General features: G+C 60.6%; 31 protein-coding genes and 1 pseudogene. 9 read left to right on the forward strand and 23 right to left on the reverse strand.

Annotated elements, in window-relative coordinates; genetic code table 11:
• Positions 1 to 124 precede the first annotated feature (124 nt).
• The 3 genes from J1M87_RS24685 to J1M87_RS29155 all read left to right on the forward strand — a co-directional run bounded on the left by J1M87_RS24685 (position 125) and on the right by J1M87_RS29155 (position 3,398).
• On the forward strand, positions 125 to 1,363 hold the full coding sequence (locus J1M87_RS24685; RefSeq protein WP_206492396.1) for a hypothetical protein: 1,239 nt from the start codon (positions 125 to 127) through the stop codon (positions 1,361 to 1,363).
• 359 nt (positions 1,364 to 1,722) lie between these two features.
• The gene (locus J1M87_RS24690) at positions 1,723 to 2,973 is read left to right on the forward strand and encodes an FtsK/SpoIIIE domain-containing protein (RefSeq protein WP_206492397.1); all 1,251 of its coding nucleotides are present in this window, start codon (positions 1,723 to 1,725) and stop codon (positions 2,971 to 2,973) included.
• Positions 2,974 to 3,266: 293 nt separating this feature from the next.
• Complete coding sequence (locus J1M87_RS29155) at positions 3,267 to 3,398, forward strand: hypothetical protein (RefSeq protein ID WP_274611087.1); 132 nt, start codon at positions 3,267 to 3,269, stop codon at positions 3,396 to 3,398.
• A 235-nt stretch (positions 3,399 to 3,633) separates the two neighbouring features.
• On the opposite strand, the gene J1M87_RS24695 is transcribed toward J1M87_RS29155, so the two are convergent.
• The 6 genes from J1M87_RS24695 to J1M87_RS24720 form a co-directional block, all read right to left on the reverse strand.
• Entirely contained in the window at positions 3,634 to 4,050 is a 417-nt protein-coding gene (locus J1M87_RS24695; protein ID WP_206492398.1) for a DUF2690 domain-containing protein, read from the reverse strand.
• A gap of 188 nt (positions 4,051 to 4,238) precedes the next feature.
• Positions 4,239 to 4,643: a hypothetical protein gene (locus J1M87_RS24700; RefSeq protein ID WP_206492399.1), complete on the reverse strand. Its 405-nt coding sequence runs from the start codon at positions 4,641 to 4,643 to the stop codon at positions 4,239 to 4,241.
• A 160-nt stretch (positions 4,644 to 4,803) separates the two neighbouring features.
• Positions 4,804 to 5,628, reverse strand: coding sequence for a hypothetical protein (locus tag J1M87_RS24705; protein WP_206492400.1), 825 nt, complete (start codon positions 5,626 to 5,628; stop codon positions 4,804 to 4,806).
• A 43-nt stretch (positions 5,629 to 5,671) separates the two neighbouring features.
• Positions 5,672 to 6,097 (reverse strand): hypothetical protein, encoded by a 426-nt coding sequence (locus J1M87_RS24710; RefSeq protein ID WP_206492401.1) that lies wholly within the window; start codon positions 6,095 to 6,097, stop codon positions 5,672 to 5,674.
• A gap of 113 nt (positions 6,098 to 6,210) precedes the next feature.
• A complete protein-coding gene (locus tag J1M87_RS29510; RefSeq protein WP_374222421.1) occupies positions 6,211 to 6,807 on the reverse strand; it encodes a PD-(D/E)XK nuclease family protein in 597 nt (198 codons plus the stop codon).
• Positions 6,808 to 6,958: 151 nt separating this feature from the next.
• On the reverse strand, positions 6,959 to 7,393 hold the full coding sequence (locus J1M87_RS24720; protein WP_206492403.1) for a hypothetical protein: 435 nt from the start codon (positions 7,391 to 7,393) through the stop codon (positions 6,959 to 6,961).
• 59 nt (positions 7,394 to 7,452) lie between these two features.
• Between J1M87_RS24720 and J1M87_RS24725 the strand changes: the two genes are divergently transcribed.
• Both J1M87_RS24725 and J1M87_RS28875 read left to right on the forward strand, forming a co-directional pair.
• On the forward strand, positions 7,453 to 7,995 hold the full coding sequence (locus J1M87_RS24725) for a hypothetical protein (RefSeq protein ID WP_206492404.1): 543 nt from the start codon (positions 7,453 to 7,455) through the stop codon (positions 7,993 to 7,995).
• 16 nt (positions 7,996 to 8,011) lie between these two features.
• Positions 8,012 to 8,449: a cyclic-phosphate processing receiver domain-containing protein gene (locus J1M87_RS28875; RefSeq protein WP_241257441.1), complete on the forward strand. Its 438-nt coding sequence runs from the start codon at positions 8,012 to 8,014 to the stop codon at positions 8,447 to 8,449.
• 24 nt (positions 8,450 to 8,473) lie between these two features.
• Here the strand turns inward: J1M87_RS28875 and J1M87_RS24735 are convergent, their stop codons facing one another.
• Entirely contained in the window at positions 8,474 to 8,941 is a 468-nt protein-coding gene (locus J1M87_RS24735; RefSeq protein WP_206492405.1) for a hypothetical protein, read from the reverse strand.
• Entirely contained in the window at positions 8,941 to 9,105 is a 165-nt protein-coding gene (locus J1M87_RS24740) for a hypothetical protein (RefSeq protein WP_206492406.1), read from the reverse strand. Before J1M87_RS24740 ends, J1M87_RS24735 begins: the two co-directional genes overlap by 1 nt.
• Before the next feature lie 371 nt (positions 9,106 to 9,476).
• Between J1M87_RS24740 and J1M87_RS24745 the strand changes: the two genes are divergently transcribed.
• On the forward strand, positions 9,477 to 9,725 hold the full coding sequence (locus tag J1M87_RS24745) for a type II toxin-antitoxin system Phd/YefM family antitoxin (RefSeq protein WP_206492407.1): 249 nt from the start codon (positions 9,477 to 9,479) through the stop codon (positions 9,723 to 9,725).
• 178 nt (positions 9,726 to 9,903) lie between these two features.
• On the opposite strand, the gene J1M87_RS24750 is transcribed toward J1M87_RS24745, so the two are convergent.
• The 12 genes and pseudogenes from J1M87_RS24750 to J1M87_RS24800 form a co-directional block, all read right to left on the reverse strand.
• Positions 9,904 to 10,680, reverse strand: a complete 777-nt coding sequence (locus J1M87_RS24750) for a metallophosphoesterase (RefSeq protein WP_206492408.1) — start codon at positions 10,678 to 10,680, stop codon at positions 9,904 to 9,906.
• 29 nt (positions 10,681 to 10,709) lie between these two features.
• Positions 10,710 to 11,039 (reverse strand): hypothetical protein, encoded by a 330-nt coding sequence (locus J1M87_RS24755; protein WP_206492409.1) that lies wholly within the window; start codon positions 11,037 to 11,039, stop codon positions 10,710 to 10,712.
• Positions 11,040 to 11,092: 53 nt separating this feature from the next.
• Entirely contained in the window at positions 11,093 to 12,220 is a 1,128-nt protein-coding gene (locus tag J1M87_RS24760) for a hypothetical protein (protein WP_206492410.1), read from the reverse strand.
• Between the two features lie 291 nt (positions 12,221 to 12,511).
• On the reverse strand, positions 12,512 to 12,781 hold the full coding sequence (locus J1M87_RS24765; RefSeq protein WP_206492411.1) for a hypothetical protein: 270 nt from the start codon (positions 12,779 to 12,781) through the stop codon (positions 12,512 to 12,514).
• Positions 12,782 to 13,111: 330 nt separating this feature from the next.
• Positions 13,112 to 13,792, reverse strand: a complete 681-nt coding sequence (locus J1M87_RS24770) for a hypothetical protein (protein ID WP_206492412.1) — start codon at positions 13,790 to 13,792, stop codon at positions 13,112 to 13,114.
• A 123-nt stretch (positions 13,793 to 13,915) separates the two neighbouring features.
• A complete protein-coding gene (locus J1M87_RS24775; protein WP_206492413.1) occupies positions 13,916 to 14,233 on the reverse strand; it encodes a hypothetical protein in 318 nt (105 codons plus the stop codon).
• A 218-nt stretch (positions 14,234 to 14,451) separates the two neighbouring features.
• Positions 14,452 to 14,763: a hypothetical protein gene (locus J1M87_RS24780; RefSeq protein ID WP_206492414.1), complete on the reverse strand. Its 312-nt coding sequence runs from the start codon at positions 14,761 to 14,763 to the stop codon at positions 14,452 to 14,454.
• Complete coding sequence (locus J1M87_RS24785; RefSeq protein ID WP_241257443.1) at positions 14,760 to 15,647, reverse strand: ImmA/IrrE family metallo-endopeptidase; 888 nt, start codon at positions 15,645 to 15,647, stop codon at positions 14,760 to 14,762. The genes J1M87_RS24780 and J1M87_RS24785 overlap by 4 nt, the downstream gene beginning before the upstream one ends.
• Positions 15,648 to 15,725: 78 nt before the next feature.
• Positions 15,726 to 15,968 (reverse strand): annotated as a pseudogene (locus tag J1M87_RS29515) (multiprotein-bridging factor 1 family protein); the annotation flags it as partial.
• Positions 15,969 to 16,190: 222 nt separating this feature from the next.
• Positions 16,191 to 16,355, reverse strand: a complete 165-nt coding sequence (locus J1M87_RS24790; protein WP_206492416.1) for a hypothetical protein — start codon at positions 16,353 to 16,355, stop codon at positions 16,191 to 16,193.
• 4 nt (positions 16,356 to 16,359) lie between these two features.
• Positions 16,360 to 17,340: a non-homologous end-joining DNA ligase gene (ligD, locus tag J1M87_RS24795; protein WP_241257444.1), complete on the reverse strand. Its 981-nt coding sequence runs from the start codon at positions 17,338 to 17,340 to the stop codon at positions 16,360 to 16,362.
• Between the two features lie 261 nt (positions 17,341 to 17,601).
• Positions 17,602 to 18,903: a helix-turn-helix domain-containing protein gene (locus tag J1M87_RS24800; RefSeq protein ID WP_206492417.1), complete on the reverse strand. Its 1,302-nt coding sequence runs from the start codon at positions 18,901 to 18,903 to the stop codon at positions 17,602 to 17,604.
• 121 nt (positions 18,904 to 19,024) lie between these two features.
• On the opposite strand from J1M87_RS24800, the gene J1M87_RS24805 reads away from it, so the two are divergent.
• Together J1M87_RS24805 and J1M87_RS24810 are read left to right on the forward strand one after the other, a co-directional pair.
• Positions 19,025 to 19,954, forward strand: coding sequence for a hypothetical protein (locus J1M87_RS24805; protein WP_206492418.1), 930 nt, complete (start codon positions 19,025 to 19,027; stop codon positions 19,952 to 19,954).
• A gap of 344 nt (positions 19,955 to 20,298) precedes the next feature.
• Positions 20,299 to 20,868 (forward strand): hypothetical protein, encoded by a 570-nt coding sequence (locus tag J1M87_RS24810; RefSeq protein ID WP_206492419.1) that lies wholly within the window; start codon positions 20,299 to 20,301, stop codon positions 20,866 to 20,868.
• Between the two features lie 16 nt (positions 20,869 to 20,884).
• On the opposite strand, the gene J1M87_RS24815 is transcribed toward J1M87_RS24810, so the two are convergent.
• The 3 genes from J1M87_RS24815 to J1M87_RS24825 all read right to left on the reverse strand — a co-directional run bounded on the left by J1M87_RS24815 (position 20,885) and on the right by J1M87_RS24825 (position 24,441).
• The gene (locus tag J1M87_RS24815) at positions 20,885 to 21,259 is read right to left on the reverse strand and encodes a hypothetical protein (protein WP_206492420.1); all 375 of its coding nucleotides are present in this window, start codon (positions 21,257 to 21,259) and stop codon (positions 20,885 to 20,887) included.
• Positions 21,260 to 22,303: 1,044 nt separating this feature from the next.
• Complete coding sequence (locus tag J1M87_RS24820; protein WP_206492421.1) at positions 22,304 to 23,815, reverse strand: DUF6578 domain-containing protein; 1,512 nt, start codon at positions 23,813 to 23,815, stop codon at positions 22,304 to 22,306.
• A 290-nt stretch (positions 23,816 to 24,105) separates the two neighbouring features.
• A complete protein-coding gene (locus J1M87_RS24825; protein ID WP_206492422.1) occupies positions 24,106 to 24,441 on the reverse strand; it encodes a hypothetical protein in 336 nt (111 codons plus the stop codon).
• A gap of 23 nt (positions 24,442 to 24,464) precedes the next feature.
• On the opposite strand from J1M87_RS24825, the gene J1M87_RS24830 reads away from it, so the two are divergent.
• The coding region (locus J1M87_RS24830) for a hypothetical protein (protein WP_206492423.1) at positions 24,465 to 24,699 on the forward strand (235 nt) is incomplete at its 3' end.

Here is a 24,699-nt window from a genome sequence, read left to right on the forward strand (position 1 = left end):
CCGTTGAATCCGTTCCCGTGCCGGACGATTCTTTGGAGGGCAAGGGTCTCGGACTCGCGTGAGAAACGACCCCTGTATGTGCAGCGCATCCAGGTGGGCACGGAACCGGATGCACAACTGACACATGGAGGTTCAAGAACTCATGCGAGAGAACACCGCAATGAAGAAGAAGGCCCGCGCATATGCGGCAGAGACCGGCGAAAAGTACGTCACCGCCCAGAAACACATCGCCGCAAAGGCTCCGGAACCTACCGCCGCTCGATTCCCGGCCATAGCCACACTGCCGATCCCCGCGCAGATCCCGTCGAGCATCGACGAAGCCCGCGAAATGTACCGCGACTTCAGGATGCCACTCGGAATCGACGAATCCGGTGACATCGTCGAGGTCGACCTCGCCAAGAATCCCCACGCAGTGTTGTTCGGCGGGCCTGGAAGCGGCAAAACTGTCCTCGCCCTGAGTGTGATCGAGTCGTGCCGCACTGCAGGATGGATGATCTTCATCGGCGGCGGGTGCGCCAACGATTATCAGTCACTGCGACAGCAGGCGGGCATCTGCGCGATATCCCTTCGTACAGCCGAGCACGTGCGGATGGTGAGGATGGTCGCCGACGAATTACGCGCCCGAAAGTCCGACGCCATCTCTCGCAGGAAGGCGGGTGAACGTAACCCCTTCCGGTGCCCTCCGCTGTTGCTCGTACTCGACGACTTCGGACGGATGCTTGCGGCAGTCAAGGACCAATTCGGTAGTGCCTTCGAGTTGGTTTCAGATATTCTGCTCATCCTGCGTATCGGCCGCGAGTTCAAAGTGCACCTGATCGTGACAACCCAGGACCCGTCTCTGAGCACCTTTCCCTCGAATTTGCTCGACCACATCAGTGCTCGTATCGCGCTCGGGCCCGCGGACGATCGGCCGGTGGTGCCCACGATCGTGCCCTCGTCTGATCGCCACGAGGAAGCACAACGAATCGTCGAATCCATTGGAAAACACGATCACGGAAGAGGGATGGTGTCGTTGGTCGATGACGACCACAACAGCCGGATCGCCGAATTCCAAGCCTTCCTCAACTACACCCGCGGCATCCGGCACTGCGTCCCGGGAAGTGCAATCGAAGTGGCATTGACGGAGTACAAGAACCAAGCCAGTGACAAGATCCCGTCGCTGTATCCGAGGTTCTGGTTCAAGATCGACGGACCGAACTACGGACAGTCGCTCGCCGACTTGTACGCCTGCCCGATGGTCGCACTCGATCGACCCGACGGCACCCCGGACCCCGATATGGAGCAGTGCGACCCGTTTCATTCGTTGTACCTGGGTACCCCTGAAGCCCTACCGCCTTTGATGCTCGGCTTCACGAAGAACTGATCGATCTAGCTCAGCCCTCGCCGCGATGTCGTGCCCCGAACTGATACTCGGTTCGGAGCACGACACATCAGTCTGAGCCCTCCTCTTCCTCTGTCGCGCTGCACGTTTCATCACAAACCCCGGAACGGTCGCAAAGCATGGGACCCTCACCTCCTGGAGCCCCTTGCGATGGGGTTGCGGACTTGCTGCGCCACAGATAGTTTCGTTGTACACGGCTCACCACGCGAGCCGTTCCCCGTTGAATTCGTTCCCGTGCCGGACGATTCTTTGGAGGGCAAGGGTCTCGGACTCGCGTGAGAAACGACCCCTGTATGTGCAGCGCATCCAGGTGGGCACGGAACCGGATGCACAACTGACACATGGAGGTTCAAGAACTCATGCGAGAGAACACCGCAATGAAGAAGAAGGCCCGCGCATATGCGGCAGAGACCGGCGAAAAGTACGTCACCGCCCAGAAACACATCGCCGCACAGGCTCCGGAGCCTACCGCCGCTCGATTCCCGGCCATTGCCACACTGCCGATCCCCGCGCAGATCCCGTCGAGCATCGACGAAGCCCGCGAGATGTACCGCGACTTCAGGATGCCACTCGGGATCGACGAATCCGGTGACATCGTCGAGGTCGACCTCGCCAAGAATCCCCACGCAGTGGTGTTCGGCGGGACTGGACGGGGCAAAACTGTCCTCGCCCTGAGTGTGATCGAGTCGTGCCGCACTGCAGGATGGATGATCTTCATCGGCGACAGCCCCGGCAGCAGCTATCAAGCACTGCGACAGCAGGCGGGCATCTGCGCGATATCCCTTCACGCCGCCGAGCACGTGCGGATGGTGAGGATGGTCGCCGACGAATTGCGCGCCCGACAGTCCGACGCCATCTCTCGCAGGAAGGCGGGTGAACGTACCCCCTTCCGGTGCCCTCCGCTGTTGCTCGTACTCGACGACTTCGGAAGGATGCGTACGGAAGTCAAGCACCGATACGGTAACGCCTGGGATTTGGATTCAGATATCCAACTCATCCTGCGCACCGGCCGCGAATTCAAAGTGCACCTGATCGTGACAACCCAGGACCCGTCTCCGCGCAGCATTCCCTCATCCATGCTCGATAACTTCAGCGTACGTGTCGCGCTCGGACGCGCGAACGATCGGGAGATGGTGTCCACGATCGCGCCCTCGTATGCTCGCCACGAGGAAGCACAACGAATCGTCGAATCCATTGGAAAACACGATCACGGAAGAGGAATCGTGTCGTTGGTCGATGACGACGACAACAGCCGGATCGTCGAATTCCAGGCCTTCCGCAGCTACACTCCTGGCATCCTGAACTACGCTCCCGGAAGTGAAGTCGAGATCGCATTGACGGAGTACAAGAACCAAGCCAGTGACAAGATCCCGTCGCTGTATCCGAGGTTCTGGTTCAAGATCGACGGACCGAACTACGGACAGTCGCTCGCCGACTTGTACGCCTGCCCGATGGTCGCACTCGATCGACCCGACGGCACCCCGGACCCCGATATGGAGCAGTACGACCCGTTTCATTCGTTGTACCTGGGTACCCCTGAAGCCCTACCCCCTTTGATGCTCGGTTTCACGGAGAAGCCGTCTAGCGCATAGCCGCAGGCCTGTCCTGACCGTCGTGCTCCGAACTGATACTCGGTTCGGGGCACGACGCATCAGTAGACGCTTTAATTTCCCCTGTCGCACTGCACTTGTCACCACATATCCTCGGTACTGACACCAGGCATGGAATCCTCCCCAAACAGAATTCACCTGGCCGAAAGCGCGAAGGGAACCGGATCCCTCAAGAACCTCATCAATCTTGCCCACAGTTCCGGATCGATCGTCTATACCGTGGGTGCACTCAGCGAGATGGCTGACCGACTCCACCGCGACATCGGCGTGCAGAAGTGGCGGAGACCGCCGCCGAACAGGTTGCGCTCGCCGAGAATACCGTCGAGGAGGTCCGCACCCACAAGCCTGCCAACGGCGATTGCGAACTGACCCAACTACTTCTGGTCATCACGACGGCCCTGCCATGAAAGACCAGTTGAGATCAGCTCAAGGACGGCGCCGAGCTGCTCGCATCGTTCGAACGTGATCTCGTATTCCTGATGCGGGAGTGCCGAGAAGTTAATGTGTCTGTGCTCGTGAGCGTTTCCCAGTCTCCTCACGAGTGTGGCCCCGCCGGATGATCGGGCAGGGCCACACTTGTTCTCGGGGTGTCGATTCAGACTTCGCCGCGGCGAGATTCGGGGCCACGGGTGATGCCCGGTCTCACACGCACGCTGTTTCTGTGACGCCCCAGCCTCCCCACCGGACCGCTTTCACGCACTTGGCGGGTGAATAGATCATCCGCGACCACGAATTGGCGCCGTTGTTGGTGCTGTATCCCTGCGAGTACCCCCCGAACTGATCCGCCCTGACGTTGCTGGTCACACCGTTCGCACGCGCCCAGTTGGTTTGGCACGTCGGCGACCACCGGATCTCCACCCACGCGGATCCGCCGCTGCCGTAGACATATCCGGTGTCGACGGTATATGCATCGTTGGCGCATCCCGATGCCAGAGGGTCGACGCCGGAGCAGTAGTCGCCGTGACAGGTGACTGCCGATGCCGACGGGACATTGACAAGGGCCGCGGAGAACGTCAAAGCCGTCACTGCTGCAAACTTTTTCAGGAAACTGACCTTCATTGTCGGATCCTCTCGCTCGGACGAGGACGGCCGGAGTGCGCACTACCAACCGTTCAGGAACGGTCACGCTAACTCCGCGGTCACCTAACGAGTGGGTGAATGCACCCCAATTCAGTCGAACAGATGACAAAGTCCGGGCACGCCGGACGCTCCCCGCGGCCGTGGCCCACTCAGAACCTTCACGCAGGTCAGCGACCGGCGATCGGAACGACGGTGAAGACCTCGTCGGAATCGTCGTAGTCGACGAGACCGCGAATCAGGAGCTCAAGCAGATGCCGCCGCATCCCCGACCCCGGATTGTGAGCGCTCCACCTCCGTCGCTTGCACACCTGCTCGTAGACGTCGAGCTGCGCGGGTGTCGCAGTCGGGCCGACCATGTATTCACCGACGCGGCAAGAGGTATGGATTCGGTACCCGTCGGAACCGGTTTCGCAATCTGGGGCGCACTCGTCGATGTACTCCGCCGTCCACCGCTCAGGAGTGAATTTAGCTGCTGAGTCGAGGTCGCGGAGAGCGTCCTCTGTGGTGCCCACGAATTCGTCGAAGTCGGCGCCGAAGATCACCCTTCGGATGTTGCCGTCGTTGTAGAGCATGTAGTGCCTTTCTGTCGTCTCCCACAGGTGCCACACAGCGCACTGTCACGTGGACTGTTCACGGAGCGGCTTTGTCAGAGTTGGTCTTCGGGTTCAGGGAGTGCGTGAGGAGCGATGTTTTGCCCAGGAGAAGAGAATCACGGTTCTATGTTGGGAGGACTCAGCGTCGTTCGATGCGGGGTACGGCGAGGAAGAAAACATCGAACTGGAATACGTCAGCTCCAAGTAGGTGCCACATTTTCTGCCATCCCCCGGCCAAACTGGACAAGATAATGTCGCTAGTGCGCGTGTCCAGTTCGCCGCAATAGACTACAGGTTGATCGAGCGACGAACTTTGGAGTTCCGTGGTTTCGTCACAACGACGTTCGGCATCTTGATTGACGGTTCGCCAGAATTCAGGCAGGACGGGACGGTGAGCCGAGTCGGCGAACGCTAGGGTGAGGTCGAGCAGGAGTCGCCAACCCGTTTTCCATGGCACAGTCGTTTCGACGTCTCCGATCCGCAGCCGTAGAGCGTCCTGCACCCATTGAACCTCGACCGTAGGCGACGAACCTGACGCTCCGGCTACCGCGGTCGATTCCGCTGTCAGTATGTCCATAGCCGCGGACTTGGCAAGCCTTCCAGTGGCGAGCACATCGATCGGGCGCGCGGACAGCGCCCGCGAGCTGCGGAGCCACCATCCGATCGGATCATCCTCGCGCAATGATTGATTTATCGAGGCTACGACGGGCTTGACAGTGCCGGTGCTGGGTTCAAACTGGAATTGCGGGTATCTCCATTCGCCACCCGAGTTCTTTTGCGCGAGGACGACACCGGAGACTCGTTCTTCGTCGAGCGATGGGGCGTCTGTGGCACCAGCCGCTTCTCGCAGCGTGGCGATCTCCTCGGCCGTGTACATCGGCGTTCTGTTGTCGAGGTACTCCTCCTGACGGCTCATGAACCGGGCCAGCGCGTCATTCGGCGGATCTGACGGATCGGAATTCACAAGAGGGGCTCTCTTTCCATTGACTCAACGCAACCTCAGGGCGTTATGGGCGGCTATCGTCTTCGACTTCTCCGGCAGCGAGCGCAATGACCTCGTGCAACCGAGCAGGATCGCTCACCATTTTGTATGGCTTTTCCAGATCCTCCAGCCACCTACTCGGCGAGTACCACCACGATGCCACCGCCCAAGGGTCGCCCTTGGCGTCGAGCGCGACGTTGACTTTCCCCAGCACTGCAGCCCCCTCCCCACTGAGAAGAAATTGAAATGCTGGATAGATGAACTTGCCTGCGTGGGTAAGTTGAATCAGTTGGGAACTAGCTACTTTCGCTTGCAACGCCCGATGGGTGTGGTCAAATGGGTCGCATTTCGAGGACGCTTCAGTGGCGTCCAACATTTCATGTTCCAGAATTATCGACTTCGCCATCGCCACAATGCTTTCCGGGGAACTGCTTGAGTCAGGTTCGATCATCGTGGCGGTCAACCTCGCTTGTCGTGCAGCACTCCCCAACCTGCTAGGAGTCAATCTCCTCTTGGCGGCGGACAGGAAGTGAATCCTTGGAAACCATTGCATGCTTGCAGCTTTCAGATGGACCCTTTTCTCACGCTCACGCGATACGTCTCGGTCTGACCAGTGTGGTCGACGTACAGGACGCGGGCTTTGAAGCGGTGCTGCGGTGCAGCCACCCGAAGGTCACCTGCGTACTTTCGGAGCTGATCAGCGTCTCCGGGTCGGGCTTCACTTGGGATGTTGCGTGCCGTTTTGAAGTCAACGACCGTAATTGCGTCCGCATTCCATCCGAGCAGGTCGATTCTGCCTCGCTGTCCGCGGTTGGCGCTCCAATCGAGGAGTTGAACCTCGGCGGCAATCCAGGACCAGCTCATTTCATCAGCGAGACTGATTATGGCTTCGGCCGCTCCGGCTGCAGCTATTCGCATCTTTTCCAGGGCGAATCGTTGGCCGTACTCACTCAGGCCGTCGTAGTCATCCGCCAATTTTGACCAGAAGTATCCGCCCGAGTCGATGAGCGCTCGGGCAATCTGGTCGCGATACCCGACTGTATCCGCCGAGAGTGGTCGCTCGAGTGCATCGTGAAGCAGCTCTATGGACTCGATGACACTGTCGCGGTACTTATTTCGGGTTCTTTCCGCGCCCACTCGCACTGGCTTTTGTGCAGGCATTCCGACCGCACGGCCGACGAGACCGCCCAAGACTTTGTGGGCGTCTTCCAACGCGTGTGGAAGCACTTGAGTGTTCAAGATGGTCCTTCCCGCTGTCGATGCTGCACATCTGGGGCGCACTGCTCCTCAGGAGTAAGTGGGGCGGCGCCAGCTATACGGCCGCGAGGATGTCGGTGAGGTCGCGGATCTCGGACGCGGTGTGCGGGGTCAGGACCTCCTCCAGGGCGCGGGTTCGACGCGGCCAGTGGTACTTGTCCCATCCGGCCTGAAGGATCGGATTGCCGGGGACCTGAGCCCATGCGTCCGTCGGGTCGATGACGACGATCTCGGTGTGCTCCCGTGACGCGGGCCCTCCATCGTCTACTCCGAGTCGCACCTGGGCGATGCCGTCGACGACCCACACCTGGGGGTTCAGTGCTGTGAATCCGTCACTCTGGCAGGCCACTTGCACGTGCACGATTTTGCCTTCGAGGTTGACGAGCCCGTCGTCCATTTGACGGGCACTGTATCCGGCGTGCGCGGCGCGGGAAAGAAAGAGCGCTACGCCGCGGTCGTGGATGCGCTGGCTCTTCGCGAATTCGTTCATGGCTCGATAGTACACATGCTCCGGCCTGCCTAAGTGCACTCCGGCGGTAACATCAAGACATGATCTCCCCCGAAATGCTGGAACCGCGCCGACTGGCAAGCGTCGCGATTGTCGCCGAACGACTGACCGTCTCGCGCGCAGTCGCCAACCGTCTGGTGGCGGCAGAGGTGGGTGGCCCTTCGTTTCGGGGGAAAACAGATTTGATGATGGCGGAGGCCGACCTCGCCGTTCTCGCAGCACGCCAGCATGAGTGGGCGGATACAACCGTCCCTGCACTGAACGTGCGGGTGGCCCCGGCCCGATGGTGCGCTGATCAAAATCGCTTCCTCGGTTGGCATGCCCGGCTACCCGAGGACTTACTGCCTGAGTCCATCGGGAAATGGTGGAACGTCCGTGACGCAGAACAAGTGAAGGGCGCGGCGTTTGTGGCCGCAATTGGGGGCTGGGTGGTGCATGTCGCTAGGGTCACCGACGTCCACACCGATCGAGGCCAGCGCGCATTCGATTTCGGGCCCGCCACCGACGAGCAGCTGGCGGCATATGCGGGTCGGCGAATCCCCCCAGTCCCCGGGCCTGCGATCTTGCGGTTCGGGCTCGACTGAAAGGCAAAACACGACGATGCCGAACGACGAACGCAATTCCCCGCCGGTGAACTGGGTCGATATGGCTGACGCGATGGCTGCTGTCGATACCCCAGCCGATCCCAGCTGGGCAGAAGAGCTGCAATCGGCGCGCGACGCCTACCGAGGATTAATCGACCCGTGGGAGCGCGCCGACCCTGTGCGGTTGTGGGTCGACGATCTACGTCCGGCGCCCGAGGGATGGCGGTGGGCGAAGACCAGCGCGGAGGCTATCCAGATACTCGACGACAAGTACGTAGTGGAGCTTTCGCTCGATCACGATCTCGGCGGTGAAGACACCACCCGCCCGATCGTGTTGTGGATGTGTGAAACGCGAGTCTGGCCCGGCACCATCCGCGTCCACAGCGCGAATCCGGTCGGCGTCGAATGGCTTGTCGGGATGATCGACCGATACGGCCCTGGCGCCTCCCGCTAGCTGGAGCGCGAAAGATACTCTAGCTCAATCGAGTTCGTACTTTCCGATCGAGTCGATGTGTGCGCGCGTAAGTTCGTCCTCAGTGAGCACGTCCATCGGAGACCGGTCGCCTAGTACGCGGCTCGGGGTGCGCCACCAATCGGCGGCGCCCCACGGGTCAGTCGCCGCCCCGACCTTCGCGTTCGCATAGGCGGCGACGTCAACGATTTCGCTGCGCTTTCGGTCGAATTGAAAGGCTGGATAGCGATCCACACCGGCGCCCCTCAACACGATCAACTGTCCCTCCGCGCAGAGTGTCGCCAAGCCACGGGGGTCGTCGCTGGAGAGAATTGCATGGACCTCTTCGGCATCGACTGTCTCTACGTCGGAGAGTAGATCGCGACGGAACTCCGTTTCACGCGATTCCCACCGAGTGGGGCGGTCATCGTCTCCTTCAAACCAGTTGTCGGAGTCTGAGAAAGCTCCGTCCCCTCGACCTTGCCCGTCCTCCATCAGTGATCACCTCGCATGTCGTCGAGGATGGAATCAGAGGTCACGCCGTCTGGAAGTTTGAGCGTGGGAATCGGCCAATCGAGCGCGGCATTCGGATCGGCCAGCTGGATCTCACCGCTCTCCACCATCGATTCCCACTTGGATTGCGCCAGATCTACGTTCATTCGGGCACTCTCTGGCTCGTATCGGTCCTCTTGCTCAGGCTCCGAGCCGTCGGTTCCCTCGTCAATGTTGGTGCCGGACATAGAAACCATTGTGCCCCAGAAGTCTCCGTTCGTGGAGGGAGCTGCATCGTGCATGCCTGATCCGTAGGGTTGATTCGTCCGAGAACATGTCGTTGGACGATCTCCCGCCTCTTAGCGTCGAGAGTGTCGCGCGGGCAATCGGCCCGCATCTCGCTTCAGCACATGGATCCCGATGCACCGATGGGGCATGTACCGTTTTCGTACTACCCGGGTATGCCAATTACATCGGGCAGTCCCGGTCCGCCGCCGGAGGGCAACCGGCAGTTTCGTAAACAGATCGGACAAGACATATGTCAGCGATCACCGCCACCGAGGCCAGGAAGTCCCTGCTCTCACTCATCGCACGGGTTAACGAGGACCACGCCGTCATCGTGATCGAGTCGGAGAAGGGGAACGCGGTACTGCTCGCCAAGGCGGACTACGACTCGTTGGTCGAGACTGCGTATCTGCTGTCATCGCCTGCAAATGCGAGGCGTCTGATGCAGAGCCTGGAGGCGACCCGGCGTGGTGAACAGACCGAAAGGGAACTTCGGGAATGAACCTCGCCTTCACCGACAACACCTGAGGTGACTACACACACTCAAACACGGGTCCGGCGGGCAACTAGTCCTCACCTCAGCGCCAAGTCCCGAATCGCGCCCTTTGTTCTCTCTCGCGATACGCCGCCCAGGTACGACCGACGCGATCATCCTCCGTGTGCGCAGTCGGGCGATTCGTTTAGTGGCTGGTCAGCGACAAGGTCGTCAGATCAAGGAACTGCAGGTTGCCTGGGGTCCACTCGCAGTCGAGTGCGACCATGTTGCAGGATCTTCCGCGGCTCGGGAGTTTGAGGTGTTTGCGGTCGGCAAGGTGATAGTGGCCGTGCAGGTACAACTCTGGTTCGACGGCCAAGAATGCCTCGGTGAGCCGTCGCCGTCCGCTCGTTGCGTAGGCGCGCACCTTTGCGGGCCATCCGCCCGGGTTGTTCGCACAGACCGCCGCGACCTTGTCCGTCTGCCACGGAGCGTCAGGGGCGTCGTGGGCGAGCATGATCTCAGCGTGGCCTCCGGCCACCACAGCCGCGACATCGTCTTGGGTGATCATTTCTTCGGGCCACCAGTCGACTCCGCTGACCCGAAATTCGTAATCGATCGACGGCGCACCTCCGAGAGAGACAAATGTACTGTCCCCGAGAGTGAATCGATGCCCTCGCGGAAGGACAGCGATGCGTTCACCGAACCACGCCACCAGTCCGATCTCGTTCCGTTCGGCTACGGGGGCGGTCAGTATCGCTGGCCAGTTCTCGTGATTGCCGGGGGTGACGTAGATCGTGACATCATGCTCGAGACAAGCCTCATCGACGGCGGCGAGGAACGCCTGACCTGCGGGGGAAGGCGACAGTCCGAAGTCTCCGAGGTGCAGCAGTGTGTGGATGCCTTGCCCGGCGACCGTTTCGATGCAGCGGCGCGCCCAGTCGATGGTGCTGTCCCAGTCTCCAGCCACGGCGACCGTCACGCGTTCAGGGATCGACCGACGACGCGCGTTCATCGCGTGGAGTTCCGGCGTTGGATGTCGGGGACCTTGATACCGAGTGTTACCCCCTGCAGGACGACCGATTTGGGTAGATCGATCACTCGTGTTGCCAGTTTCGTCTTCCTCGTTCTGACGATCTGACAGCGAATCATGTCCAGTGATGCTGCAGCGGTAGGGATCACGACCAGATCCTGGTGGCGGATGTAGAGGATCTGCCCGAACATCTGCACCACATCGGTGGCGGGCACATAGTCGAGTTCATCGAATCGATCACCGAGATGTTCGAGCTCCGGATCATCGAATTCACCTACCGTGAGCGGCTGCGAATGATCGATCGGCACATGTTCAGTGGAAAGACGCTCTAATTCCGCCTTTCCCATCGGGCGGGCCCCCGTCATCGGTCAGAGGTCCGGTAGACACCGAAATAGCGATTGCCGCCGACCTTGGGGGCGACGACGGCGATGTCATCCGGACCTACGAAGTCGGGAGCGACCATTGCGTCAGGAAGGACTGTGACTGCTTTCGTCTCGAAGTCGTAGGAAATGACAACTTTGGATCCGTTCTGCGAGGCCGTGCCGTACGCGATTCCCGTGGAGGCGATCGCCGACAGGGAGGGTCCACCAGCGGCGTCCAGGCAAGAGGAGTCCTGTGTCTTCGTGTCGATCACCCGTTGGCCGATTGCGATGTAGCGGCCGTCGAACGACGACTTCACCGACGACAACTCCGGCGCGAACCCGGGGCCACACCTCGCTTGGTCTGTAGTGAGAGTCGTTACTGCGCCGGTTTTGCTGTTGGTCAGCGTGACCGTGTCCCCCGCTTCCCATGTACCCGTAGCTGTCAGAGCCTCGCTCAGAACTGTGGTCTGAACCCCTTTTTCGTTCGGTATGGGTTGAACCCGACTCTTCCCGGTCAGTGGGTCGAGGAGCAACTCGCCGTCCTGAAAGACGTTGTCGATCACCGTGGCGTCCAGATGCTGGACCAGATATCCGCCGGATTGTTTCCATTTCGCTCCCAGAGCGACTCGGGCAGACATCGCGGCACTGTCCTGGTCGACGCGTTCGCCGTGGAAGACTACGGCGCCTGTGTCATCCCACGTGGTCAACCCATGCGCCGTCTTCGCTTCACCGAGAGTGTTACCTGAGACAGCGGTCTTGCCGGTCCACAATGTGACCACATACGGACGCCCGTCGCGGTTGACGATGTAGCTACCGCCGGTTTTGATCTCACCGTCAGAGACCGGGTTGAGCACCGTTGATTCCCCGCCCCAGGTCCAGAGCGTTGGAGCCGTGGAGCTGTTACCGACCGAGATGATTTTGTCGGTTGTGTAGAACGGATCGTCTGCCGCGAACTCGAAGACGCCACCGCTCATTCCGTTCCAGAAGCCCGGCAACTTGGTGGGCGGGGCCTTCGGCAAACCGCTGGCTGCATCCTCCACCGCCGACGTCGACACACTTCGATCCGTGTCGTCTCCGGCTGAACATGCCACTGTCATTGTCAGCGCACAGGCGGTCAGTGCGGTCATTCTCATCATCGTTCGACGGAACTGCATACCTTCAAGCTTTCTCTTGGACAGACTTTTTCGGCGGACTTTGCAGTCGGGACTTGTCGCCCACGGGGACGACCCTCAGAACACATTACGTCCCCGTACCGACGTGTCGACACTGTGAGGTGCCCTATGCCGAGGGCATCGGCAACGTAAGGCGAAGAATCATCAGCATCACGCCAGCGAACAGGCCATCACGACCGTATCCGGCGGAGGCGAATCAACAAAGCACTGGGAGTGATTCGAAGCGGCACAGTGCTGCTCGTATCCTCAACGCGGCGGTTTCACCCGATCACGCAGCATGGTCAGTTCTTCACGGGTGATGAGATGGCCGAAATACCCGTCCACCACGTCGTCCCAGGTTCCGGGAATCGAGCCGTCAGCGTATCCATCGTGTGGGCGCCGAGCGAATGTGTACACCCAATCCAGGAGTTCGTTCATCATCTGATCATCGCTGAGGTAACCGAGTGCGCGTTCGTGGATCACATCTCCGGGACTGCGCACTATCGACTCCGGCCAGATCCGAATTGTCTGGGCCACACGACTGACCTCAGTTTCGGGCGTCACGAGCCTTTCAGAGATGTCGGCCTGCGAAACTCCCTCGTCGAGGGCAGTAGCAATGTCACGGTTGGTGTTCCTGCGACCCAGCACTGCGCTGATGCGGTCACGTTCAAGTTCCGAGATCAGGATCGATGCCATGGGCCGCCTGCTTTCTGGTTTCACCCACTATATGGGAAATCTGTACCACTCAAACATCCTGTTGCACTGAAATTTTGGTGATGCGGGCTTACCTGCTTTACCTGCTGCGACCTACGTGCAGAATGCCGTCTTGCCCCACCGCTGTTCAGGATTCAATTGTCGCGACGACGGTCAGTCATTCACCTCGTGCCTGGCGGGGCAACCGCAGAGTCGCTCTGCCTCAAGCCCTGGCGCAGCGGTCATGTCCTCAATCGCAGGCTCATCTCGGATCTCGGTAAGCACGAAGTCGTAGATCTGCGGCCACGTCATGGAGCGAACAGCGCTCACGACAGCAGCGTTCGCGTTGTGGTTCCGTGCGTTTCGCAGCTCAGATCTCGCGGTCCATTCGTCGGCATAGCCGAGCATCGCGCAGGTCATCTCGGACACGGTTTCGGTGAGGGTAGATTCTGCGGATACCAGATCCAGGTCGCGTGACCGCAGGATCGGTGTCCCGTCGTCCTCCATCTGAACGTCGAAGCCCGCGAACACGTATCCAATCGGCTCAGATCGTGGGAGATAGGTCCTGTTCGGGTTCGGTTCCCTCTCAATCCATTCGACGATTTCCGCGTCGGTGGACGACTGGACTTGCGCGGTCAACGCTGCACTGCGCTCCGGAGACTCGGATGTCGGGTTTTCCGAGTGCTGCCACCAGTGGGCGTACTTCCGGAGTTGTCGCACCAGCCCTGCCACCGCTGTGTCGTAGTCCGGGTCAGTGGCTGAAATACCCAGGCCGGGAACGTACACCGTGTATACGTCGTCGGCGTCGGCGGTAACGCGGAAGCCTGCATCGAACTCCGGCACCGGCACGGTCATAGCTCGAATCCTCTCAGCCCTCGCATACTCGGAGAAGCGTAGTTCTGCTGTGCGACAAACATTAGATGTCCACGGAACGCAGGTGTAACCCCCTGACGGCGGGTGGTAGGGCGTTGCTACTGCTTACATGCCGAGGCGATACGAGGCGAAAACATTGTCGATGAACTGTTCGTTCAACCCCCCGCCAGCGAGAAGCTCGAGTGGAGTCTTACCGCCCCCGAGACGAATGGGGGTCTCCCACCATGACAGCGCACCCCACGGATCTGTGGCTGCCTTCATTTTCCTGTTTGCGTAGGCGACGATCGGGATGACGACACCGGCCTCCCGGTCGAACTGGAACACGGGAAGCTCCCACTTTCCGGCATCCGAAACGGCGATCAACGGTGCACTTGTGCGCAACACCTCCAAGTGATTGAGCGCATCAGAATCATTGGAGTCCACGATCGTTGACGCCTCGACAGACGAGATCCACGCGAAGCGGCGACGTAGACTCTCGACGCGCTTGGCGATCTCCGTTGTGTAGCGAGGGCTGGGCAGAGGACCAACGCGCCAGCCATTCGACGCAAAATCGTCGAGGTCACCAACTATCGCGTCCGGGTTACCCCGAATCCTGCTCACTCGGCTGGCAATTCCTTCGGGTTCGTCTTCTGAATTGAGGTTCATTCCTCGATCCCGTCCTGGAGGAAGAGGGTTACTGCCTCATCCATGGTGATCTTTTTGGCTTCGTCTGTCCCCATTGTTCGGTCTGCCTCAGCCCAGAAGTCTTCCTCCTCCGTCTGATGTTCGCTGGTCCTCAGATGCTGGCGGAAGTGATTGAGTTCCTCTTCGACGGTCTTCTCTCCGCGGAGTACACGTCGACAGGACATCTCTAGATCAGCGGTCCACCTCCCTCCCACAAGTAGGAGAGCGGCCTTCGCAGTGTTGATCGCTTCATCGTCGGAACGGCTCGCTGCCTCGGATGATTCGCTCATGGCGCTCCTTGAGTTCGCTGCACTGGTCGAGGATGCTGAGAGACCAGTCGCAGCGTCGTGGACTCCTGTTTCAGCCCGAGCAGACGGCGCGTCTGGGGCAGCGAAAACTGAAGCTCTTCCGCCAGAGCTTTCAGACCCAGCCCATTCTCATCGGCAACGGCGAATGCCGCCCTGAGTAGCGCGGGATTCTCCCCGGGGAAGTTCTCGATCGATTCCGGCTTGATCGAGCCGTTCTTACGAAGAGCACTGTATCTCTCGTGTGCGCGCTGATGGCTCGTGTACGACAAGGTCCCGACCTCTTTGGCTCGGCGGAGCAGCGACTCGACGGACACTCCCCACGCTTGACTGACGGCAGTCAGGGAGTCGAGGGTGACGCCTTTGGGGAGTGCGGGTGTGATCTGGTCGGCCGGGGTGAGGAATTCGGCGGCGAAAAGGTCCGCTTCCCGCTCCTGGACAGCGTCGCCGGGAATGCACTCGTCGTGCATGACGAGGTGGCCGAGTTCGTGTGCGGCGGAGAATCGGTGTCGGAAGACGTCGTCTGCGCGATGTGGTGAGAGAACGATGATCGGGCGAGGTAGATGTGTTGTCGAGAAGGCATCGATTGTCGCTGCATCGTCTACACCGAATGCTCCCATGCTGACGATGATCCCGTGCTGTTCGATCGTTCTCACTACACGTGAGATCGGGCCGTCTCCAATCTCCCATGCCCGCCGCAGACTTCGTGCAGCGTCGAACGGGTCATTCGGAGTGGCTCGTGTGAGTTCGCCGCCGGTAAAGCCTGGCAGGGCCACCGCGGGAAAACGGACCCGTTTCTCCAACGCGTTGCACAGTTCCCACACCAACTGGGTGTGCGCGACTGCGCGGTTGCGTTGAACTGTGGACATCTGTCGAAACTGCCGGAAATGGATCGCCGAGGCATCCAGCCGTGCGTGTGGCCGACCGACTGCAAAGAAAGAAGAAGGAACTTCAAGAATCTTGCTGAGCGCTCTGATGTGATCAGGGCGAGGAACCACTGCCCGCACTTCCCACTGAGCAATTGCAACCGGATCGACACCCATCTTGTCGGCGAGTGCCCTCCGAGTCTCCCCTGCAAGCCATCGCGCTTGGGTTAGACGCTCTGGGTTGAACTCCAGGGGGATTGGCGTCGGCGCCTTTGCATCAGGATCGATCAATCGCAACCACGGGGCACGGGTGGGGCTATCCATCGTGATCAGTATCCTTTGTCGCAGGGTCTTACGGTCTCTCGGTTCCAGTGCCGATGTATCCGCAGTTCTCTCGGCCAGTCTCGATCAGGCGCAACATCTTTGCGGTGACGCCCTCTTTGCGGACTCGTTGGTAGAGGATCGAAGTGCGCGCGTGGGCGACCGTTGTCCCGGATGATCCCGACTGCCCGCGTGTGCGCTCCACGCCCTCCAGCTTACGATGAATCATACCGGTTGTGCCGCCGGTTTTTTCGTGGCAGACCGCGCTTCCTGTGCAGCCCCACGCAGAAGCAGGACGCCGCGCGGCTGCCGTGGTGGGGCCGCGGCAGGCAACGCCGCCGAGGCGTCGACGAACGACTGACCGATATGAAGGCCGGTGGCCCCGATCACGGGCCTACTGTGCACCTGTTTCGAATATCGGTGCTTTGACATCGTTGATCGATTTGTCCGTGCGAAGCCCTTTGTACGCCGGATGCCGAAGTGCGCCGCCGACGTATTCACGATATTCGACATCGCAAATAAGCAGCGGTTCAGTCCATTTCGCGTTTCTGGTTGCAGCATGGGGAGGTGAGATCGCGAAGGGGCTTGTGGGGCGTTCGAGTTCGTGGAGCTTGGTGCGTAGTTCTCGTCGGGTTCGATCGGTGAATCCGGTTCCGACGTGTCCGATAGGGATTAGGACCCCGGTGCCATCGTGGGCGCCGAGGATCAGCGATCCGATTCCGCCGCTGGCGGTTCCGGAGCCGGGTAGGTATCCGCAGATGACGGCGGTGGTCTTCGCTCGGACAGGGCATTTGATCCATCGTGGGGATCGTTTCCCGGGTTGGTAAGTCGAGTCGATCCTTTTGGCGACTATGCCCTCGAGATGGTGTTTGCGGGCCACCTCGAGCATCGTGGTGCCATCGATGTCGAGCCAGTGTGGGGGTACGACGATCCGGTCGCCGATGAGACCTAGATCTTCGAGCGCTGCGCGGCGCTCGAGGTAAGTCAGCGACATGGTCGATTCGCCGTCGATCGCGAGGAGATCGAACGGGTAGTACGTCACTGGGACGGATCTGCGGGCCTGTGCAGTCGGGGCTTGCACGTGCATGCGGCGCTGTAGAAGCGAGAAGGATGGGACACCGCGGGCGTCGAGCGCGACGATCTCCCCGTCCAGGACCACTTCACGGTTGCCGAGCTGTGCAGTGAGTGCGTCGACGATCTCGGGAAACGACCGGGTGATGGCGTTTCCGTTGCGGGACCACAGGACCGGCGCGGATTCGCCGGTGGCGGCGATCGCTCTCAATCCATCCCACTTTTGCTCGAACGCCCAGCCCTCCTTTTCTGGTGGTGGGCCGAGCGTCGCGAGCATGGGTTTGACCGGCTTGCGGGCACTCATCTTTCGAGTGTGCGCACCCGCGGCGTAATTGGTGAGGTTTTCTCCAATTCGCTATTCGATCGGAGGGATTGCACGTCAGGAGCGCCGCGTTCAGTCGTGTCCCTGAGCGCGTGGTGATCGTCGTTCAGCCATTTGGCCAACAACCTGTTGGCCAAATATCGACGCTGCGTTGATCCGGTATCCGCGTGTGACTACGTCGCACCGGGATGAGGTCGCATTCCCCGGGGTGGCGCGGATTCTCTTCGAACCCTCATCGCCGAATCAGCGTAGTTCCGTCCGAAGGGCCTCGAGTGTGTCGACGCCGCCCTGCGCAACGCAGTCCAGCGCGAGCTCGGATGCGGCCTCCCGCAGGGTATCGTCGTCGGCCATTGCGTCGATCGAGATATCCACTGGCACAAATGCCTTGATCGGAATCGTATGTACTGGCGCGGGATAGAAGTCGTCGGCAGCTGTTGGTGCGTACGGTTCGGGGGCGTCGAGTTCGCCCGGCCCGTGGATGGTGATGGGGTCACTGCCTTCCCAGGCCAGGCCGACCCGCAACTCGTACAAGCCTGTCATCCCCAGTGTCCGGGCAGCCGAAGCGAGGACGGCAAGAAATGCTCCCACAGCCACTTCTACGAGCACAGAAGTCACCTCGTGCGGTTCGGTGTTGCTCACGATCCCTCCGAGTGTCCAGGCCAGGCTGACGGCACCGTTGTCGTGCACCGAGGCCTGAGCCGAGCGATACCGAGAGTGAGCGCCGTCCTCGCGGTCGTATCGGGCTGTTTGGCGACGGAAGCCACGGCGGGCGCGTTCCAAACTTGCGCCCGTATCAAGCAGTGGACTGCTCCTGTCATGAAAAGGGAAGAGCGTGTTCTGCAGCAAGTGGGCGTTCTGGAAAATGTAGGTCGCCTTCGCGCCGGTGATACGACCAAGACTCGACGGCCTCGCGGTTTCCGGCGCTGCTACAGCGACGAAGGTGACTCGTGAGTCTGCGTGAGAGGAACCGGCGACCTCGTCGTAGAGACCGTGAAGTCGGGCCGTGAAGTCGCCGCGGTCGGCGAACCGGGATCTGTACGCCGCTGCCAGCTGGCGCTCTTTCATCCACTGCGTCAATGTTCCATCCCTGAAGGGCGCCCTGAAATCGATGTTCTTGCTGATGAGGAGGTGCGGTGCGTCCAACGAGGGGGCGATGGTGATGACGAGCACCGATCCCTCGCGGTCGACGAGGTTGTCGAATGTCACGTCGGAGACAGGAGGATGCGTGTTGTTGTAGATGACCTCTCGGTACTTCCGCGCGTCGAGGTCGTTCCACTGGACCGGCTCGTCGAAGCCGACAGCTTTCGACGTCGGCTTGTCTTCGGAAACGCCAACAACGATGATTCCGCCGCCTGAGTTTGCCATTGCAGCACCGTCTTTCGCGAGTTCGTCCTTCCAGACAGGTCCCTTGTGCTCGTGCCGTTTGCCTTTCCAATCGAGATCGGCCTGCTCGGGAAGCCCAGCGTCGACGGCCTGCTCGATCAGCGTCCAGGTCAGTGGCTGCGGTTCGAGGCCGAGGCCCCGATGGATGGCGGTGAATTGCATCCCCACATAGTGCCGGATTCTGGCAGGCGGAGCCCTGCTGGCACCCGACGGTAGCGAACGCTATTTCGCTTGCCACCCACCCTCGCTAAGCTGGCGGATTCCTACTGGAAGGCGCCGCACCATGGCACACAATTTCTTCGAAGACCCCAACTTCGCTCGTGTCGCGGCAGAGCAAGCGGCAACGATCGACATGAACGGCATACGAGATGCTGTCATGCAGAATGTCACTTCGTTCGATACCACGTCATTGCAAGAGGCAGCGCGGAACGCATCAGCATTCAACACGGTCAATCTCCTCAACTGGCAAAGCCCAGCGAACGGTGTGATGGCTCGTATAGCCGAGCAGCTCACCTCGCCCGCATTCGATCAGATGCAGAACCTGGCCAGGGATCTGGATACGCCGTGGCTGGACTCGATCTCGGCTTCGCTGAGCCCAGTAGGTGATACGGCGTGGTTGGCGCCCTATCTGCAGACCGTCGACTCGGTGACGTTGTTCGACACTGTCTTCTCGGCTCAGTCGCCGATCGTGGATCTCGTTGGGCGGATGAGCGATGGCGTGCGGGATCAGTTCGTTATTTCTCCGATCCTGACCGATACGTTGATCAGTTCGCAGTTCACCACGATGCTCGATTCGATCGATGACCTGGTGACTCCCTCACTGATGAATCAGTTCCGAGATACCGTCCTCGCGCCGAACATCGGCTCGATCCTGGACAACATCGCCGAGGCCGCAGATCACGATCTGATCGACGAGATCGAAGACTTCCTCGCAGATGTCTCTGACGAGCAGGAAGCGTTCGTCGCCGATTTGATCGATGCCAACCCCTCTCTGAAGATGAAGTTCCAGGGCGCGGTGGCGAGCGTGGGCGGGAAGATCACGACCACGGTGAGTGAGCGGCGTCTGCGTGCTGGTCTTGCCCTGTTCGCGGTGACCGGCATCATCCATACGGTGCTACTTGTCGCACCGGAAGAGTTCCGCGATCAGGCCATGCAGTTCGCGACGATAGCCGCGCTGGTCTACGGGGTGTTCGTGTTTCACGAGAACCGGTGACATGTTTCCACACTGTATGCAGGACAGTCATTTTCACAATGCCACACTTGCGGTCAGCCCTGTGATCTGATCTTTCGGCTGCCTCCGGGAGCCCACCCATCACCGAGCCGGGCCGTCGAGGGGTTCGCATAGTCCGGAAGTCCACTGTTGTCGCCTTCGCCAATGACGCCATCGCTAAGTGGCACAAGCATTTCGCTCGCAAGAAGCAGATCTGATCACGGACATACGCATCCTGGCCGTTGCACTCCTCTCCCGACAGGTCGACTTCCGAGATCGCTCTCCGCCCTCGAACATCTACCGTAACGTCGCCGTGAGACGACATTCATGTCAACAAGAGGGGCCTTATGCGGTGGTTACTGTCGATGCTCATCGTGATCGGTCTTGCAGGAGCATTGCCGTTGGCGAGTGCCGCCCCCGCCCATGCCTGCTCATGTGTCTATGCCCCTGATGGACCTGAGATCGACGAGCTGGTCTCGCAGGCCGCATCGGTCTTCACCGGTACCGCGACTGCCAAACGTGAGAGCGACCCTGTCTGGATTTACGAGTTCGATGTGCGCGAGGTCTTCGCAGGTGACGTCGGCCCGACGGCGACCGTATCGGCATTCGAGCTCAGCGCTTCCTGCGGTCTCAGTTTCGAAGTCGGGACCGAATACATCGTGTTCACCTCCAGACGCGAAAACCCCTCAGCATCATGGTCAGTAAACAGTTGCTCGGCGACGACTCAGTCATCTAACGAACGAACACGTGCTGCCGCGGTGGCCGTCTACGGAATGCCTCGGACAGTCGATCCGCAGTCGAGTGTGAGCAGCGGCGACGGCGAGAAGTCCTTGTGGTGGGTACTCACCGTGATCGGTGGCGTCGCCGCGCTCGGCATAGTCCTGTTTGTCTGGCGATCGAGATTGCCCAGACGCTGACAGGCCGCGGGCCTGCCTACGGGGCGCCCGAGAGTTGATAACTGATGTATTTGTCACCCCATTCGAGGTAGGCGGTCGCCGTTGCCTGGCCGCGAATGTCGTCGTTCTGCCACTGGTAGACAGGAAGACCCAGTGGGATCGGGAAGGAACTCACCCGTTCGAAGGTGTAGCTCGTGCCATGCCCCTGCGAGTACCGCTGGTCGAGCTCTTCACGACTGCGTGGCGGAAAATTGCTGATCAGGTAGGTGCGACCAAGGGATGTCATCCGCTCCGGCGGTGCGAATACATTGGCACTGCGAAAGGCGGAAGCAAAATACAGATAGACCACCGCGACGATGGCGACCAGCGCCACGACGACGATCTTCGACGTGCGAGGGTGCGACAGCGACATGGTTCACCGTACAACGGGAAACGGACCATGCACCTCACTGCCACGGAGTGGCATCGTGTGGGTCAGCCTCCAGGTGGCGGAGTCCAATGGCCCAGGTTCGCAGGGATTTCCGTGGGCGGACGATAGTCTTCTCCGATGGGCGAAGGTCGAACATCTGGCAGCAAGTCCCGCAGGACAGATGCAGTGGTCATTTCCCTGTTCGTCATCGTCCTTGGCATTGTCGTATTCACGATTGCGCTGGCCGCTCCGTGGATGGGCGCACCTGGCAATTCCGCGGGATTGTGCGCTGAGCGCGCACCGTGGGGAACTCCGGAGAACCCGCCTTACCCGGGGCCAGCCGGGGTGCGCGCGGTTCGGTCGTGGTGGCCGATCGGGGTGACATGTGACGGCCCGGACCCAGGCAATGGTTTGAATGTCATTGTCCAGCCGAGGAACTGGGGTCCGACGATCGTTGCGTATATTTCGCTCGCACTCACCTTCCTGGGCGCGTTCACGCTCACGGTGCAATTGAAGCGCCCGGTAGCTCTGTAGCGATCGGCAAGTGCCCGGGATTGCGCGGCGCCCCATCGACTGCGGGCAACACACAGAACCTCTCTCACAATGCACGTGGAAGATAGTGCATGTCTTCGCTCTGCACCGTCAGGTTCATCACTGCCTCGTACGCCTCCGGAATTGGTAATCGACATGTTCCACCGACCGGAAATGCCACCCTGACAGCGTTTCCCGCGTCATCGACCAGCCACACCACAGGTGTAGGAATGCTCGAGACTGTGGGGCACTCGCCGAACCATGGCGATTTGAGGGAGTCCCGCTTGAACTGGGCCACTACATGCACCATGTCCCCAGTTCGGACCGTCTGCGAAAGGATCGCCTCACTGAAATCGTCTGTGTATCTGATGAATTGGCACACCTCGACGGATGTGGGCAGCGGTCAATGTGGTTCCCTGTTCCGGTCCACACCACCCAGACGGTTCCGATCGCCCGACCATCACTTCTTGACGGACAGCGCCCTCGGCGAGGACGCAACCGTATGCGGATGGCGGATCAGTTCTCGTCGAGTAGCGCGGCCACGTCCAAGTCATCCGGCCACTGCATCGACTCTGTCGGTATCGACTGCACACCGGCACCTCTCACCCAGATGGTTCCCTTGCCATCGGTCGTCACAGCGGGGTTGGTGGCGAAGATCGGTGTGCTCTTCACCGGTTCGAGAGTGCCCGCATCCAACAAGGTGAAGAGCCAGAACTGGCGGCGGGTGCGGTCGTAATCCACCGGACCGGGTAGCGGCCACCATCCCGTTCGGGACGTCCCGTCCGGCGGGTGCCCGATGATCCACACGAAGTTTCCGACCTGCCCACCATGGAAGGGGTCACCCTCGAGTTGTTCCATCGCACCGAGAGCGAGATCGGGAAGAACCCTTGAGGCAGTCCCACTGCGGAAGATCCGCAGCGGCGCTCCCGCGAGATATGGCGATGCCCCGCGTCGACCTGGGATGGTCGCCAATTCTGGGCCCACGGTTGTTTCTCCGGTCACCGTCACCCGAACCAAACGGCTACTCGACCCTATGTCGGCATGGAGCTGCTCGATCAGAACGACGAAGAACTCACCGTCGACGGCAATCGATCTGACGTATCCATCCGGCACCTCCACTACAACCGGTTCGTTGTCCGCGGTGTGCAACGACCACGTCGTTCCGGACGGGCAGGCCAGAAAGTGCTCGCCGATCACAGCTCCCTGATGCACTGAGCGAAGATTGACTCTCCGGGGTGCCGCGCCGATCACGCACCGGTACAAGCCGTCTTTGCCGCCCACCCAACATTCCGTCGGAGTGGCCCACACGTGCCGAGAGTGTCCGATCGGACCGGGCAGAACATGCTCGCGCGCAACATGATCGGAGTCGATGCTCACCACGATCGGCAATTCCATGTCCACGACCCACAACGCCTCGCCCGATGCCGACACGTCACCGGGAACGATCGACGGGCGAGCAGGTTCGGGTGGTACGTCGTCGAGATCGAGATCGACGACGACACCCACTTCACGGTCCACCTCGAAGAGGTCATCGCGCATGATCATGTCGTTGTCGAAAAAGCGTGGCGCCGCCTCGACGTCACGGAATGTGCGGTGGCCGGGCACCATGTGCCATCCGTGATTCTCCGGCGGGCGCCGATAGCGTTCGGTGACCAACTGCACTCGGGTCACCCGACCACGAGCATTCGTCGGGGTGTCGTATCCCATCACCCCATAGAAGCGGCCGGTGAGTTCAACGTGCCCGGTGCGTGGAGTGAAGCCTCGCCAAGACGCCGTCCACCCGTCACCGCGCAAGATGCCGTTCCATTCCCACTTACGAGGCGAACCATGGCCTGTGTATTGAAAGACCGGGTCACGCTCGTTTGCTTCCAGAACGGCGCGAATCGTCACTGTGTGAGCGTTGACTGCAGGCTGTTCGGCGAAACGAAGTGGGAACTCGATCACCGCGCCCAGTTTCGGCGGCTCGATTTGGCCGTCTTCGATCGCGATCTCGTCGATCTGCACGACAAGCGTGCGTTGGCGCGTCATGCGCCTTTCAGTGGAGTCATACACACGACAGTACCAATTTGCGTCGCTTCCGTGCATGTTTCTGAACGTGTGTGTAGGACGGCAGAATTCGTACGAGGTTCCCTCCCGCTTGGCGCTTCAGCGTTGCTCGGGTTCGGATCGGCCGTAGCAGCGTGATTCACAAGGCCGTCGCACCATGGACACGGTGGGTATTTGGGATCGAGCCTTGTCTGAAACGGGTGTACCGGGCAGCGAGGCCGCGGCCTGTCTCGATCACTTCGAGTCGTCAGAAAGAGCATGCCTTCTGACGCCTAGTGCACAGCACTGGTCACTGCATCGGAGGTGACCCACAGCCACAGGTCGAGGCCGGTTTTGCCGTCGCCGGTGGTGGCGTGAATTTTGACGCACCCGAGCCACTGTCCGTCGCTCAATCTTGCCCAGGCGTGGAGTGTCCCGGGCATGGTTCCTTCGAGCCGGAGGCCTCCGGCGAGTACTCGCAATGGCAGCCTGTCCGGTCTTTCCGCGTTCTTCGCGAGAGGGAGGGCTCGGTTCATCTCGACGACTACTCGGCGGGGCTCGTCGAGTTGGTGCAGGGTCGGTGTCAGTGGCCAGGGTTCGTGCCAGCCGGTGAAGTCGGGGGCGGTCATAGCGCGCGGTGCAGGGATTGCGGATGCGGTGTCTGTGCAGCCCAGTCGACGGTGCCGTTGGTGGCGCTGAGGTCGAGCGTGGCGGATCGGGGCCGGAATCCTCGGCCACTGACTTCGACGTCGACGGTGATGCCGGTGATCCGGCCGCGGCCTTGTCCGAGACCGGTGTATCCGGTGACCTGACTGTCGATGCGGACGTCGGCGTTGTCCCAGCGTCCTTCGGTGACGACGAGGCACGAGTTTTTGCCTGTCTCTTAT

Origin of the sequence: Rhodococcus sp. KRD162 (genome assembly GCF_017168335.1) — a bacterium.
Classification (GTDB): Bacteria; Actinomycetota; Actinomycetes; order Mycobacteriales; family Mycobacteriaceae; genus Rhodococcoides.